Raw genomic sequence first — 12,845 nt, forward strand, 5'->3', positions numbered from 1 at the left:
TGAAGGCTCAACCTACGCGGTAGTTTGGCGCTTCCTTGGTGATCTGCACGTCGTGGACGTGGGACTCGGCCATGCCAGCGCCGGTGATCCGCACGAACTCAGGCTTGGTGCGCATCTCTTCGATGTTGGCGCTACCGGTGTAGCCCATCGAGGAACGCAGGCCGCCCATCAACTGGTGGATGATCGCGCTCAGGGTGCCCTTGTATGGCACACGCCCTTCGATGCCTTCCGGAACCAGCTTCTCGGCGCCTGCCGAAGAGTCCTGGAAGTAGCGGTCGGAGGAGCCTTGGGCCTGGGACATGGCGCCCAGCGAACCCATGCCGCGATAAGCCTTGTACGAACGACCCTGGAACAGTTCGATCTCGCCCGGCGCTTCTTCGGTACCGGCGAACATCGAGCCCATCATCACGCAGGAAGCACCGGCCACGATGGCCTTGGACAGGTCACCGGAGAAACGGATGCCGCCGTCGGCGATCAATGGAACGCCAGTGCCTTCAAGGGCAGCGGCGACGTTGGCGATGGCACTGATTTGCGGCACGCCGACACCGGCGACGATGCGGGTGGTGCAGATCGAGCCAGGGCCGATACCGACCTTGACGGCATCCGCGCCAGCTTCGGCCAGGGCCTTGGCGGCAGCGCCGGTAGCGATGTTGCCGCCGATCACCTGCACTTCAGGGAAGTTCTGCTTGACCCAGCGAACGCGGTCGATCACGCCCTTGGAGTGACCGTGAGCGGTGTCGACCACCACCACGTCAACGCCGGCGGCGACCAGCGCGGCAACGCGGTCACCGGTGTCTTTACCGGTACCGACTGCAGCACCAACACGCAGACGACCTTGATCGTCCTTGCTGGCCAGCGGGTAAGCCTTGGCTTTTTCGATGTCGTTGACGGTCATCATGCCCTTGAGGGCAAATTTGTCGTCGACGATCAGCACGCGTTCGATGCGGTGCTTGTGCAGCAATTCACGCACATCGTTCTTGTCGGCGCCTTCCTTGACCGTGACCAGGCGCTCTTTAGGCGTCATCACTTCACGGACAGTGGCTTCCAGACGGTTCTCGAAACGCACGTCACGGGAGGTGACAATGCCGACCAGGTCGCCATTGTGCAGCACCGGAACGCCGGAGATGTTGTGCATGCGGGTCAGTTCGAACAATTCGCGCACGGTGGCGTCGGCGACGATGGTGATCGGGTCCTTGACCACACCGGCTTCGTAACGCTTGACCTTGCGGACTTCGGCAGCTTGCTGCTCGATGGTCATGTTCTTGTGGATGATACCGATACCACCTTCCTGAGCCATGGCGATTGCCAGACGGGCTTCAGTGACGGTGTCCATGGCGGCGGAGACCAGTGGAATATTCAGCTCGATGCCACGGGTAAGGCGGGTCTTGAGACTGACTTCGTTAGGAAGCACCTCGGAATAACCGGGCACTAGGAGAATGTCGTCGAATGTCAGAGCTTCTTGGCTGATACGCAGCATCGCGGGGGCTCCCGAGCGGGAAAATGGAAGCGCGCCATTATAGTCAGACACCCCCTCGGGTTCAATGTAAAACTCTGTCTATTATCGATGTTACAGATATACGGGGATTCGGGCTTTTCGTAGGAGCTGCCGAAGGCTGCGATCTTTTGACTTTGATTTTCACAAAACAAGATCAAAAGATCGCAGCCTGCGGCAGCTCTTACAGGGGAATACGGCGTTTAGAGTTCGACTTTCACCCAACTGACCGACTGATCGAGCCAATCGGCGAATTCATCGATAAAGCTCTGCTTGAACCCGGCTTCGGCCCAGTTATTGAAGATGAAACCGAGGTTGGAGAAGCCGCATTCCTGCAGGAACAGAAAGCCGTTGATGTCGTCTTCATGCCCGCATTCGGGGCAGGTGAAGTTGTCGGTACGCCCCGGCATCCAGTCTTCCAGGCTTTCGAACAGGGCTTCACCGACTTCCTTGCGGCATTCGGCGCAGCCCGCCTCTTCAAGGAAGCCCTTGGCTGGCGTGTAGATGCAGCGCTTGGTGATGATCTCCAGGCCATTGATCGGCTCGCCGAACGGCAGGGCTTCGGGGTGCAGGACCACTGCCCGGGCACCGTCGGCGATGGCGTGGGCCATGCGATTGCCGGTGCGGCCACAGGTGGTCAGTTCTTCCTCGATGATGTTCTTGCGCACCAGCCAGCGCACGACGGCCCGGGCCCGGGGTTCGTGCACCGGCAGGGTGGAGATTTTCGGGACGATGATGCTTTGGGAATTCATGAGGTACAGGCCTGGAGCTTTAATAAAGGAACTTGAGCATTCACAAATTATAGGTCGACCCGTAAAGTCGGGCCGGACCACTGAACCTGTGGGTTACAGACCTGCCCGAGAGAGTTTTTACAGCTCTACGACAACCGCTTGCGAAGCACGGGTCGCCTTGGCGCGGGCGGCTTCGATCGATTCGTCGCGGGCCAGGGCCACGCCCATGCGGCGCTGGCCGTTGACTTCAGGCTTGCCGAACAGACGCAGCGCGGTATCCGGTTCGCTCAAGGCAGCACCCAGGTTGGCGAAAGCGGTCTGGGTCGACTGCCCTTCCACCAGGATCACCGCCGAGGCCGAAGGCCCGAACTGACGGATCAACGGGATCGGCAGGCCCAGAATCGCGCGGGCATGCAGGGCGAACTGCGACAGGTCCTGGGAAATCAGGGTCACCAGGCCGGTGTCATGCGGGCGCGGCGAGACTTCACTGAACCACACCTGATCGCCCTTGATGAACAGCTCGACGCCGAACAGACCACGGCCACCCAGGGCTTCGGTCACCGCTTTGGCAACACGCTCGGATTCAGCCAGGGCAACCGGGCTCATGGCTTGTGGCTGCCAGGATTCCTGATAGTCGCCCTTCTCCTGACGGTGACCGACCGGGGCGCAGAAGGTGGTGCCGCCGACGTGGCGCACGGTCAGCAGGGTGATTTCGTAGTCGAAATCGATGAAGCCTTCGATGATCACCCGACCTTTACCGGCACGGCCGCCTTCCTGGGCGTAGTCCCAGGCTTTCTGCACGTCATCGATGCTGCGCAGCAGGCTCTGGCCCTTGCCCGAGGAACTCATGACCGGCTTGACCACGCATGGGAAACCGAGGTCCTCAACGGCCTTGCTGTAGTCCTCGAAGGTGTCGGCGAAGTGGTACGGCGAGGTTGGCAGGTCCAGCTCTTCAGCGGCCAGGCGACGGATGCCTTCGCGGTTCATGGTCAATTGCGCGGCACGGGCGGTCGGGATCACGTTGAAGCCTTCGGCTTCCAGTTCCACCAGGGTCGCGGTGGCAATGGCCTCGATTTCCGGGACGATGAAATGCGGTTTCTCGGCTTCGATCACGGCGCGCAGGGCAGCACCATCGAGCATGTTGATCACGTGGCTGCGGTGCGCCACCTGCATGGCCGGCGCATTGGCGTAGCGGTCCACGGCAATCACTTCAACGCCCAGGCGTTGCAGCTCGATCACCACTTCCTTGCCCAACTCGCCACAGCCACACATCAATACGCGGGTCGCGGTGGGCGACAATGGGGTTCCGATACGGGTCATCTGAAGGTCCTCAAGGAGCGGATCATCGAGGGATGCGTCGCCATGCGCGCTTCCCATGGGGAGAAAGCGCGGCATTTTACATGAACTTCAGCTGACGACAGCCTGTTTGCGCAGGCGCCAGGCCATGATCAGCCACACGGCGGTGACCCCGGCGAACTTCGAACCCAGGGCGGTGAGGATCACCCCCGGTGTCAGGGCGTCGATCATGCCGAAAAAGATAAAGGTATCGAGGGGGATGCTCAGGGCCGAACTTATCCACAGACGGTCGTGCAGCGGGCGTTTGGTGATGCTGAACACCAGCCAGTCGATGCACTCGGATACCGCGAACGCCGTGGCGCTGGCCAGGGCGATGGACGGATCGGAGGTGACATAGGACAACACCAGCGCCACCAGCATCGCTGCGAGGGCGCCATGCCCGAATCGGGCTTGCACCATGTCCCGCAACACAAACACCAGCCCACCCCAGGCCGACCAGATGATGTCCAGGTGCGGCGCGGTGGAAAAGGCGTAGTTGATCAGCACGACGCTGCTGATGTAGGCGATCAGGAAGAGCATGGCGTGTACAAGTACCTGTCAATTTTGTGCACAGGGTACTTCAGCTGACCTCAAAGTCAAAAGATCGCAGCCTCCGGCAGCTCCTACAAGGATCGGTGTAGGAGCTGCCGGAGGCTGCGATCTTTTGATCTTCTATTACTGACCAGGCGTTTTGCCGATCATCCACACCAACCCACTGGACTTCGCCCGCTCATGACACAACCCAAGCACCTTGCGGCGTTCGTCGTTGTCCATGCGGCTCCAGCGGGTGATTTCTTCCACGGTACGTTGGCAACCGGTGCAGATGTCATCGTCATCCAGCGCACAAATGTTCACGCAGGGCGATGCAACCGGGCGTTCAGTGGCAGTCATTCTTCCTGCTCGGCCAGGTCGCGGGCATAACGCTGCGAGTTGTGCACGTAGTGAGCAGCACTGGCCTCCAGCATCTTGATCTGCGGCTCGGTCAATTCGCGCACCACTTTGCCAGGCGACCCCATGACCAGCGATCCATCCGGAATCTCCTTGCCTTCGCCGATCAGCGAGTTGGCGCCGATGATGCAGTTCTTGCCGATCTTCGCGCCATTGAGTATCACCGCGTTGATGCCGATCAGGCTGTAGTCGCCGACGGTACAGCCGTGGAGCATGGCGTTGTGGCCGATGGTCACGCCGGTGCCGATGGTCAGCGGGTAGCCCATGTCGGTGTGCATCACGGTGCCGTCCTGGACGTTGCTGTTCTTGCCGATCAGGATCAACTCGTTGTCGCCGCGCAATACGGCGTTGAACCAGACGTTGGCGCCCTCTTCCAGCTTGACCTTGCCCACCAGCACGGCATTGGGTGCGACCCAGCTCTGTGGATGGGTTTCGACGCGGGCGTCGCCCAGGCGGTATTTCATTGTGGTATTCCTCAAGGCTCAGGCAGGCTTTTTGTCAGCAAAATCAGGATTCAGGCCATTCGAACGATGGCTTCAGATATTGATAAAGCTTTTGGGAGGCTGATGCAGGCTGATTTTGGCGTCATACAGCAGGTTGATCAACTCGACGATCATGATCGCCGTCAGCCCCCAGATCTTGTATTCGCCAAAGCGATAGCTCGGCACGTACCAGCTGCGGCCCTGATAATCGATGCGATGGGTATGTTCGCGGGGGTCTTTGCGGAAGAACTCCAGGGGCACGCTGAACACCGCGGCGATCTCGGCGTCGTTGGCCCGGTATTCGACAAAATCCGGGATCACCCCGACATAGGGCGTGACCTTGATGCCATGCAGGCTGATCAACGGGCTGAGCGGGCCGATCACCTCGACCAGCCCGGGCGGCAGGCCGATCTCTTCTTCGGCTTCTCGCAGGGCGGTGAAAATCAGGTCAGGGTCTTCGGGGTCACGGCGTCCGCCGGGGAAGGCGACTTCGCCGCCATGGGTCGACAGGCCGCTGGCACGCAGGGTCAACACCAGCTCGGGCTCGTCACTGCGGGTGATGGGTACCAGCACCGCGGCCTCGGGAAAACGACGGTCGGTCTCCAGTATGCGTGGTGTGTGGTGACTAACCCGATGCAGTAGCTCATCCAGCATGAGTGTTCTCGATCTGTGCCTTACCCGGCATCATGCACCAATCGCTGCGGTCGCCCAACCCCCGCAACCGCCCCATGTCGCGAAACGACAACTTGCCGACCGGCACTGCCGCACGCCAAGATAGGCGCAGCATTCAGGAACCCCAGCATGAAATTTTGCAGCCAGTGCGGTAACCCGGTGACCCAGCGCATTCCCGAAGGCGATTCGCGCCTGCGTTTTGTCTGCGACAGCTGTCACGCCATTCACTACCAGAACCCCAACATCGTCGCCGGTTGCGTGGCGACCTGGGGCACCAAGGTGTTGTTGTGCCGGCGGGCCATCGAGCCACGTCGCGGCTACTGGACCCTGCCCGCCGGTTTCATGGAGAACGGCGAGACCATCGAACAGGCCGCCATTCGCGAAACCACCGAGGAAGCCTGCGCCCGGGTGCGCAACCTGAGCATCTATACCCTGATCGACGTGCCGCACATCAGCCAGGTGCATGTGTTCTTCCGTGCCACACTTGCGGACCTGGACTTTTCTGCCGGCCCCGAGAGCCTGGAAGTGCAACTATTCGACGAAGCGGACATTCCATGGGATGAGCTGGCTTTCCGCACGGTGGGCCGTACCTTAGAATGCTTCTTCGCTGACCGGCGGACCGAGGTCTATCCCGTTCGGTCTGAATCGATCCCGCCACTTGCTCAGCCTGCCATTATCTGATGTCATCGCGGCATCACTCAAAGGCGCCTAAAGACCGCCTGAATGCGGCACGAGCCTGCGGCAGCTCCTGCAAAAACTTCTATACATAAATAGTCGCGACACCTCCTGGGGAATCGTTTCAATGCGCTGGTTGCTTGCCCTGTTCTGTTTGTCGTTCGTCACGGTGTCCCAGGCTTCTGCCGTGGAAACCCTGGACGGCAAGGTCATCGAGAAGATTCTGATTCTCAAGTCTTCCCATCAATTGCAATTGATCAATGACGGCAAGCCGCTCAAGACCTATCGCATTTCCCTGGGCAAGCGTCCCAAGGGGCCCAAGCTGATGGAAGGCGACAAGCGCACCCCGGAAGGTTTCTACTGGGTCGACTGGCGCAAGATCAGCGACCGCTTCAACCTGGCGATGCACATTTCCTACCCGAACATCAGCGACTCTGCCCGCGCCCGTCGTGAAGGCGTCGAGCCCGGCGGCATGATCATGATCCACGGCACTCCGGACAGCGAAGACACGCCCGAAGACCTGTTCCACACCCTGGACTGGACCGACGGCTGCATCGCCATGCGCAACATGGACATGCGCGAAGTCTGGAACCTGGTGCCGGACGGCACGATGATCGAAATCCGCCCGTAATTCCCCACGACCATTGGTCGCCCGCAAAAAATAAATTCAAAAGATCGCAGCCTTCGGCAGCTCCTACAGGGTGAATACCATTTCGCTCTGTAGGAGCTGCCGCAGGCTGCGATCTTTGTCGCTTCAAAGCCCACCACTAATACCACTTCAAACCAACCTCCATTTCAAGCAGTCGACAAGGCAGCACTTCCTACACAAACAGCAAAGCTCCGGCGTTGACATGGTATTCAAGTGGTATTAGTTTTTATCCATTCACGGGCAAAAACATTCCAATATCCGCCCCGGACACCCGCCATGAACGATCTCCAGGCCCTGCGCCCCGACGACACCCAACCCACGCCGTTGTACCTGCAACTGGCACGCAATCTGGAAGCGGCGATCCACGCCGGCCAGTGGAAAGCCGAGCAGGCGATGCCATCGGAACGCAATTTGAGCGAGGCGCTGGGCATCTCCCGCGTCACCGCCCGCAAGGCGCTGGAAGTGTTGTTCGAACAAGGCCTGATCCGCCGCAACCAGGGCTCCGGCACCTTCATCACGCCGCGCCTCGAACAACCGTTGTCGCGTCTTTCCGGCTTCAGCGAAATGCTCCGCCTCAAGGGTTTCGTGCCCGGTTCGCAATGGCTGGAGCGGGAAATCACCCTGCCGACCCACGAAGAGCTGATCCGCCTCGGCCTGTCGCCCAACGACAAGGTTGCGCGCCTCAAACGCCTGCGCAAGGCCGACGACACGGTGATGGCCATCGAGATGAGCACCCTGCCCGCCTCGATCATTCCCAAGCCCCAGGCGGTGGGCGATTCCCTCTACGAATTCCTCGACGGCATCGGCAAGCCGGTGGTCCGCGCCCTGCAGCACATCCAGGCGATCAATGCCTCGGACGAGTTCGCCGCACTGGTGGGCATCGCCCCCGGCACCGCCATGTTGCTGATGACCCGGGTCGGCTACCTCGAAGACAACACGCCCATCGAAGTCACCGACACCTATTGCCGTAACGACTACTACGACTTTGTCGCAGAGCTCCGCAGATAAAGAGCTTCGAAGATAAAGAACTGCGTCGCCAAACACCGAGATCCCGATCATGTCCGAAGACAACATCCTCACCGCCCACGGCTGGGTTCGCGGCCGACTGGTGCACGAACACGGCAAAGTCGTGTCGATCGAAGGCCAGCCCTGCGATCCGGCGGACAATGACCTGCCCTACCTGCTGCCGGGTTTCATCGACCTGCACGTTCACGGCGGCGGCGGCAAAGACATCATGGAAGGCGCGCCGGCCTTCGAAACCATCACCCGTACCCACGTGCGCTTCGGCACCACGTCGCTGCTGGCCACCACCATGACCGCACCGAGCGAAGAAATCTCCAGCGTGCTCCAGGCCGTCGGCGAATTCTGTGAGCAGCGGCCCCAAGGCTGCGCCCGGGTGCTCGGCGTGCACCTCGAAGGCCCCTACATCAACCCCGGCAAACTCGGCGCGCAACCCAACTTCGCCCACACCGCGCTGATGGCCGAAGTCGAAGCGTACCTGGCGCTCGCGCCGATCCGCGTGATCACCATTGCCCCGGAAATCGCCGGTCACGACGCCTTGATCCGCGACCTCAGCAGCCGCGGCATCCGCATGCAGATCGGCCACACCCTGGGCAGTTATGAGGAAGGCGTGGCCGCGCTGGAGGCCGGTGCCAGCAGTTTCACCCACCTCTACAACGCCATGAGCCCTCTGCATCACCGCGAGCCAGGGATCGTCGGCGCAGCCTTGGCCCACGCCAAATACGCCGAACTGATCCCGGACTTGCTGCACGTGCACCCCGGCGCCATCCGCGTGGCCCTGCGCTCTATTCCGTGCCTGTATTGCGTCACCGATTCGACCGCCGCCGCCGGCATGCCCGACGGTGAGTACAAGCTCGGCAGCCACACCGTGACCAAATGCCTGGGCGGCGTGCGCCTGCCCGACGGCACCCTGGCCGGCAGCACCCTGACCATGGATCAGGCCCTGCGCAACCTGGTGAAGATCGGCCTGCCCATCGCCGAAGCCTCGCAGCGCCTGTCGCAATTCCCCGCCGACTACCTCGGCATCACCGAACGCGGGCGCCTGCAACCAGGGGCCTGGGCCGACTGCGTGCGGCTGGATCGCTCACTGAAACTGACCGCCGTGATGGTCGAAGGAGAAGACATTGACTTCAAAAATGCTTGAAGAGGCGCTGTCCTCGTTCGAGGCCGTGCAGGCCCAGTTGCAAAAACTCGACCCGCAGATGATCGAGATCGCCGGGCGCCTGCGTCGTCAGCCGCCGCAAGTGGCCATGACCGTGGCGCGCGGCAGCTCCGACCATGCCGCCAGTTACTTCGCCTACCTGACCATGCAACTGCTGGGCATCCCGGTGGCTTCGCTGCCGATGTCGGTGGTGACCATGCAGCAGGCGCCATTGAAGGTCAGTGGCCAGGTGGCATTCGCCTTTTCGCAATCGGGGCAAAGCCCGGACCTGGTCAACAGCCTGCGCCTGTTGCGCAAGCGCGGTGCCCTGAGCATTTCGCTGGTCAACGCCGAAGAGTCGCCACTGGAGGCCGCCTGTGAATTCAGCCTGCCGCTGTGTGCCGGCACCGAAAGCAGCGTCGCCGCGACCAAGAGCTTTATCGCCACCCTCAGCGCCAGCGCCCGGCTGATTGGCCACTGGAAAGAAGACGCCGAATTGCTCGAGGCCGGCTCTGCCTTGCCCGATGGCCTGCGCCACGCCGCGCAACAGGACTGGAGCCCGGCCATCGACGCCCTGCGCGATTGTCAGCGGCTGATGGTGATCGGCCGTGGCGCCGGTTTCGCCATCGCCCAGGAAGCGGCGCTCAAGTTCAAGGAGACTTCGGCGATCCAGGCCGAAGCCTTCAGCAGCGCTGAAGTTCGTCACGGCCCGATGGCCTTGATCGGCGACAACTACCCGCTGCTGGTGTTTGCCCCACGGGGTGCCGAACAGGCCGGTCTGCTGAGCCTGGCCGCCGACATGCGCCAACGCGGCGCCCGTGTCCTGCTGGCCGCACCGGATGACGTGCTTGAACGCGACCTGACCCTGACCCGTGCCGAACACCCGGCCCTCGACCCGATTCTGGCGATCCAGAGTTTCTACGTGATGGCCGCCGGCCTGGCCGTGGCCCGTGGCATGGACCCGGACCAGCCACGGCACCTGAGCAAAGTGACACGCACCCACTGAGCCAGGGGTGCGAATTCCCCTGTAGGAGCTGTCGAGTGAAACGAGGCTGCGATCTTTTTAAAGACAAGATCAAAAGATCGCAGCCTTCGGCAGCTCCTACAGGAAGTGGGTTGATCCGAACCGTATTTTTTGATGAGACCGAGCCATGCATAACAACAATAAAGAGCTGACCTTAAGCGCCCCGCTCAGCGGCCCGGTGCTCACGCTCGCCAAAGTCCCGGACCCGGTGTTTGCCAGCGGCGCCATGGGTGACGGCATCGCCATCGATCCGCTCAACGACACGCTCCACGCCCCCTGCGCGGGCGTGGTGGTGCATGTCGCCCGCACCGGTCACGCGCTAACCCTGCGTGCCGACAACGGCGCGGAATTGCTCCTGCACCTTGGCCTCGACACGGTCGAGTTGCAGGGCCAGGGCTTCTCGATGCTGGTCAAGGAAGGCGCGCGCGTCGCCAACGGCCAGCCGCTGCTGCGCTACGACCTGGACAAGGTCGCGCAACAGTGCAAGAGCCTGGTCAGCCTGCTGATCCTCACCAACAGCCAGGACTTTCAGGCACGACCCATCACCCTCAAGTCAGTCAAGGTCGGTGAGCCGCTGCTGCACATCATTCGTCGACAGACGTCGAGCGCACAGGTGGATACCGAGTTTGCCGGCGCAGAGATTGTCGGTCTGGTGCGCATTGCTCACCGTGGCGGCCTGCACGCGCGGCCGGCGGCGTTGATCCGTCAGACCGCGCAAGGCTTCAAAAGCAAGTCGCAGCTGCATTTCGCCGGCAAGTCGGCCACCTGCGACAGCCTGATCGGCCTGATGGGGCTGGCCATCGGCGAACAGGCGGAGGTCCAGGTCAGTTGCCAGGGCCCGGACGCCGAAGCCGCGCTGCAAGCCTTGCTGACGGCGTTATCCACAGCCCTGGCCGAAGACCATCACGCCGCCGCGCCAGCCACGATTGCCCAACGCAATCGCCCCGCCGAAGCCGGCGTATTGCACGGTGTCTGCGCCGCGCCCGGGCTGGTCGGCGGGCCGCTGTTTCGCCTGAATGCGATCAGCCTGCCGGTGGATGCCGGCCATCATGATCCGCAGCAACAACAGCACGTGCTGGACGCGGCACTGAGCCAGGTGCGCAGCGAAATCGAGCACACACTGGCCCTGGCGAGAAAACACAAGGACACCGCTGAAGAGGCGATTTTCGCCGCGCACCTGGCACTGCTCGAAGACCCGGCCCTGCTGGACGCCGCCAGCCAAACCGTCGCCCAGGGTACAGCCGCGACCCACGCCTGGAGCCAGGCCATCGACGCGCAATGCGAAGTCCTCCAGCAAACCGGCAGCACGCTGCTGGCCGAACGCGCCAACGACCTGCGCGACCTCAAGCAACGGGTGCTGCGCGCGTTGCTCGGCGATACCTGGCATTACGATGTGCCGGCCGGCGCCATCGTCGCGGCCCATGAACTGACGCCATCGGATTTACTGCAACTGAGCCAGCAAGGCGTCGCGGGGCTGTGCATGGCCGAAGGCGGCGCGACTTCTCACGTGGCGATTCTGGCCCGGGGCAAAGGCCTGCCATGCTTGGTCGCACTGGGCTCGACGCTGCTCGATCAGCAACAGGGGCAACCGGTGGTGCTGGACGCCGACGGTGGCCGCCTCGAACTGACACCCGGCACACAGCGCCTGGCCGACGTGCGCCAGTTGCAACAGCAACAGCAACAACGCCGGGCCGAACAGCAGGCCCAGGCGCACACACCCGCGCTGACCACCGATGGCCTGCGCATCGAAGTCGCTGCCAATGTGGCGTCCAGCACGGAAGCGGCAGACGCACTGGCCAATGGCGCCGACGGCGTCGGCTTGCTGCGCACCGAGTTTCTCTTCGTCGACCGCCACACCGCCCCCGACGAACAGGAACAGCACCACGCCTATCAAGCAGTGCTCGACGCCATGGGCGACAAGTCGGTGATCATCCGCACCATCGACGTCGGCGGCGACAAGCAACTGGACTACCTGCCACTGCCCGCCGAGGCCAATCCGGTGCTCGGTCTGCGCGGCATTCGCCTGGCTCAGGTCCGTCCAGAACTGCTCGACCAGCAACTGCGCGCATTGTTGCACCTCAACCCGTTGTCACGCTGCCGGATCCTGCTGCCGATGGTCACGGAAGTCGATGAACTGCTGCACATCCGCCAGCGCCTCGACGCCTTGTGCAGTGAACTTGGCCTGGCACAACGTCCGGAGCTGGGGGTGATGATCGAAGTGCCGGCCGCCGCGCTGCTGGCCGAGCAACTGGCCGAACACGCGGACTTCCTGTCCATCGGCACCAACGACCTGTCGCAATACACCCTGGCCATGGACCGCGACCACGCCGGGCTCGCTGCGCGTGTCGATGCGCTGCACCCGGCACTGTTGCGGCTGATCGCCCAGACCTGCGCCGGTGCGGCACAGCACAACCGTTGGGTGGGTGTGTGCGGTGCACTGGCGTCCGATCCATTGGCCACGCCGGTGTTGATCGGCCTGGGGGTCAGTGAGTTGTCGGTGAGCCCGGTACAGGTCGGTGAAATCAAGGACCGCGTGCGTCACCTCGACGCCAGCGAATGCCGGCGCATCAGCCAGGATCTGCTCAAGCTGGGCAGCGCCAGCGCGGTGCGTCACGCCTGCCACCAGCATTGGCCGCTGAGCTGAGCTCTTTACAAAAGAAGAACAAAAATCCACGG

The 12,845-nt window shown here is 62.3% G+C and carries 14 protein-coding genes; 6 read left to right on the forward strand and 8 right to left on the reverse strand.

What is annotated here, in order from left to right; translation table 11 throughout:
• Positions 1–7 precede the first annotated feature (7 nt).
• From guaB to ACM6G4_RS14160, 8 genes are all read right to left on the reverse strand, one after another.
• Entirely contained in the window at positions 8–1,477 is a 1,470-nt protein-coding gene (guaB, locus tag ACM6G4_RS14125; protein ID WP_102670162.1) for an IMP dehydrogenase, read from the reverse strand.
• A gap of 218 nt (positions 1,478–1,695) precedes the next feature.
• Positions 1,696–2,244 carry a sugar ABC transporter ATPase gene (locus tag ACM6G4_RS14130; RefSeq protein WP_414913928.1) on the reverse strand — a complete coding sequence of 183 codons (549 nt, stop codon included), beginning with the start codon at positions 2,242–2,244 and terminating at the stop codon, positions 1,696–1,698.
• A 117-nt stretch (positions 2,245–2,361) separates the two neighbouring features.
• Positions 2,362–3,543, reverse strand: coding sequence for a formate-dependent phosphoribosylglycinamide formyltransferase (gene purT, locus ACM6G4_RS14135; RefSeq protein ID WP_056721196.1), 1,182 nt, complete (start codon positions 3,541–3,543; stop codon positions 2,362–2,364).
• Positions 3,544–3,630: 87 nt separating this feature from the next.
• Positions 3,631–4,098, reverse strand: a complete 468-nt coding sequence (locus ACM6G4_RS14140; protein WP_056721198.1) for a VUT family protein — start codon at positions 4,096–4,098, stop codon at positions 3,631–3,633.
• Between the two features lie 135 nt (positions 4,099–4,233).
• Entirely contained in the window at positions 4,234–4,449 is a 216-nt protein-coding gene (locus ACM6G4_RS14145) for a DUF1289 domain-containing protein (RefSeq protein ID WP_056721201.1), read from the reverse strand.
• A complete protein-coding gene (locus ACM6G4_RS14150; protein ID WP_150754487.1) occupies positions 4,446–4,970 on the reverse strand; it encodes a gamma carbonic anhydrase family protein in 525 nt (174 codons plus the stop codon). Before ACM6G4_RS14150 ends, ACM6G4_RS14145 begins: the two co-directional genes overlap by 4 nt.
• Before the next feature lie 72 nt (positions 4,971–5,042).
• A complete protein-coding gene (locus ACM6G4_RS14155) occupies positions 5,043–5,642 on the reverse strand; it encodes a CoA pyrophosphatase (RefSeq protein WP_056721205.1) in 600 nt (199 codons plus the stop codon).
• On the reverse strand, positions 5,632–5,775 hold the full coding sequence (locus tag ACM6G4_RS14160; protein WP_185754788.1) for a hypothetical protein: 144 nt from the start codon (positions 5,773–5,775) through the stop codon (positions 5,632–5,634). The genes ACM6G4_RS14155 and ACM6G4_RS14160 overlap by 11 nt, the downstream gene beginning before the upstream one ends.
• A gap of 14 nt (positions 5,776–5,789) precedes the next feature.
• On the opposite strand from ACM6G4_RS14160, the gene ACM6G4_RS14165 reads away from it, so the two are divergent.
• The 6 genes from ACM6G4_RS14165 (at position 5,790) to ptsP (ending at position 12,813) form a co-directional block, all read left to right on the forward strand.
• On the forward strand, positions 5,790–6,341 hold the full coding sequence (locus ACM6G4_RS14165; RefSeq protein ID WP_414913929.1) for an NUDIX hydrolase: 552 nt from the start codon (positions 5,790–5,792) through the stop codon (positions 6,339–6,341).
• Positions 6,342–6,462: 121 nt separating this feature from the next.
• The gene (locus ACM6G4_RS14170) at positions 6,463–6,966 is read left to right on the forward strand and encodes a L,D-transpeptidase family protein (protein ID WP_007982819.1); all 504 of its coding nucleotides are present in this window, start codon (positions 6,463–6,465) and stop codon (positions 6,964–6,966) included.
• A gap of 294 nt (positions 6,967–7,260) precedes the next feature.
• Entirely contained in the window at positions 7,261–7,992 is a 732-nt protein-coding gene (locus tag ACM6G4_RS14175) for a GntR family transcriptional regulator (protein WP_056721209.1), read from the forward strand.
• 49 nt (positions 7,993–8,041) lie between these two features.
• On the forward strand, positions 8,042–9,148 hold the full coding sequence (gene nagA, locus ACM6G4_RS14180) for an N-acetylglucosamine-6-phosphate deacetylase (protein WP_056721211.1): 1,107 nt from the start codon (positions 8,042–8,044) through the stop codon (positions 9,146–9,148).
• Complete coding sequence (locus ACM6G4_RS14185; RefSeq protein ID WP_156385694.1) at positions 9,129–10,151, forward strand: SIS domain-containing protein; 1,023 nt, start codon at positions 9,129–9,131, stop codon at positions 10,149–10,151. The genes nagA and ACM6G4_RS14185 overlap by 20 nt, the downstream gene beginning before the upstream one ends.
• Before the next feature lie 145 nt (positions 10,152–10,296).
• Positions 10,297–12,813, forward strand: coding sequence for a phosphoenolpyruvate--protein phosphotransferase (gene ptsP / locus ACM6G4_RS14190; RefSeq protein WP_414913930.1), 2,517 nt, complete (start codon positions 10,297–10,299; stop codon positions 12,811–12,813).
• Positions 12,814–12,845 lie beyond the last annotated feature (32 nt).

It is taken from the genome of Pseudomonas sp. IT-P258, from assembly GCF_949767825.1.
In the GTDB taxonomy this organism is placed as follows: Bacteria; Pseudomonadota; Gammaproteobacteria; order Pseudomonadales; family Pseudomonadaceae; genus Aquipseudomonas; species Aquipseudomonas monachiensis.

What these genes read in the sequence shown, in the direction of transcription:
- guaB (WP_102670162.1), bottom strand. Translation starts at nt 1,477, where the DNA reads ATGCTGCGTATCAGCCAAGAAGCTCTGACATTCGACGACATTCTCCTA.
- ACM6G4_RS14130 (WP_414913928.1), bottom strand. Translation starts at nt 2,244, where the DNA reads ATGAATTCCCAAAGCATCATCGTCCCGAAAATCTCCACCCTGCCGGTG.
- purT (WP_056721196.1), bottom strand. Translation starts at nt 3,543, where the DNA reads ATGACCCGTATCGGAACCCCATTGTCGCCCACCGCGACCCGCGTATTG.
- ACM6G4_RS14140 (WP_056721198.1), bottom strand. Translation starts at nt 4,098, where the DNA reads ATGCTCTTCCTGATCGCCTACATCAGCAGCGTCGTGCTGATCAACTAC.
- ACM6G4_RS14145 (WP_056721201.1), bottom strand. Translation starts at nt 4,449, where the DNA reads ATGACTGCCACTGAACGCCCGGTTGCATCGCCCTGCGTGAACATTTGT.
- ACM6G4_RS14150 (WP_150754487.1), bottom strand. Translation starts at nt 4,970, where the DNA reads ATGAAATACCGCCTGGGCGACGCCCGCGTCGAAACCCATCCACAGAGC.
- ACM6G4_RS14155 (WP_056721205.1), bottom strand. Translation starts at nt 5,642, where the DNA reads ATGCTGGATGAGCTACTGCATCGGGTTAGTCACCACACACCACGCATA.
- ACM6G4_RS14160 (WP_185754788.1), bottom strand. Translation starts at nt 5,775, where the DNA reads ATGCTGCGCCTATCTTGGCGTGCGGCAGTGCCGGTCGGCAAGTTGTCG.
- ACM6G4_RS14165 (WP_414913929.1), top strand. Translation starts at nt 5,790, where the DNA reads ATGAAATTTTGCAGCCAGTGCGGTAACCCGGTGACCCAGCGCATTCCC.
- ACM6G4_RS14170 (WP_007982819.1), top strand. Translation starts at nt 6,463, where the DNA reads ATGCGCTGGTTGCTTGCCCTGTTCTGTTTGTCGTTCGTCACGGTGTCC.
- ACM6G4_RS14175 (WP_056721209.1), top strand. Translation starts at nt 7,261, where the DNA reads ATGAACGATCTCCAGGCCCTGCGCCCCGACGACACCCAACCCACGCCG.
- nagA (WP_056721211.1), top strand. Translation starts at nt 8,042, where the DNA reads ATGTCCGAAGACAACATCCTCACCGCCCACGGCTGGGTTCGCGGCCGA.
- ptsP (WP_414913930.1), top strand. Translation starts at nt 10,297, where the DNA reads ATGCATAACAACAATAAAGAGCTGACCTTAAGCGCCCCGCTCAGCGGC.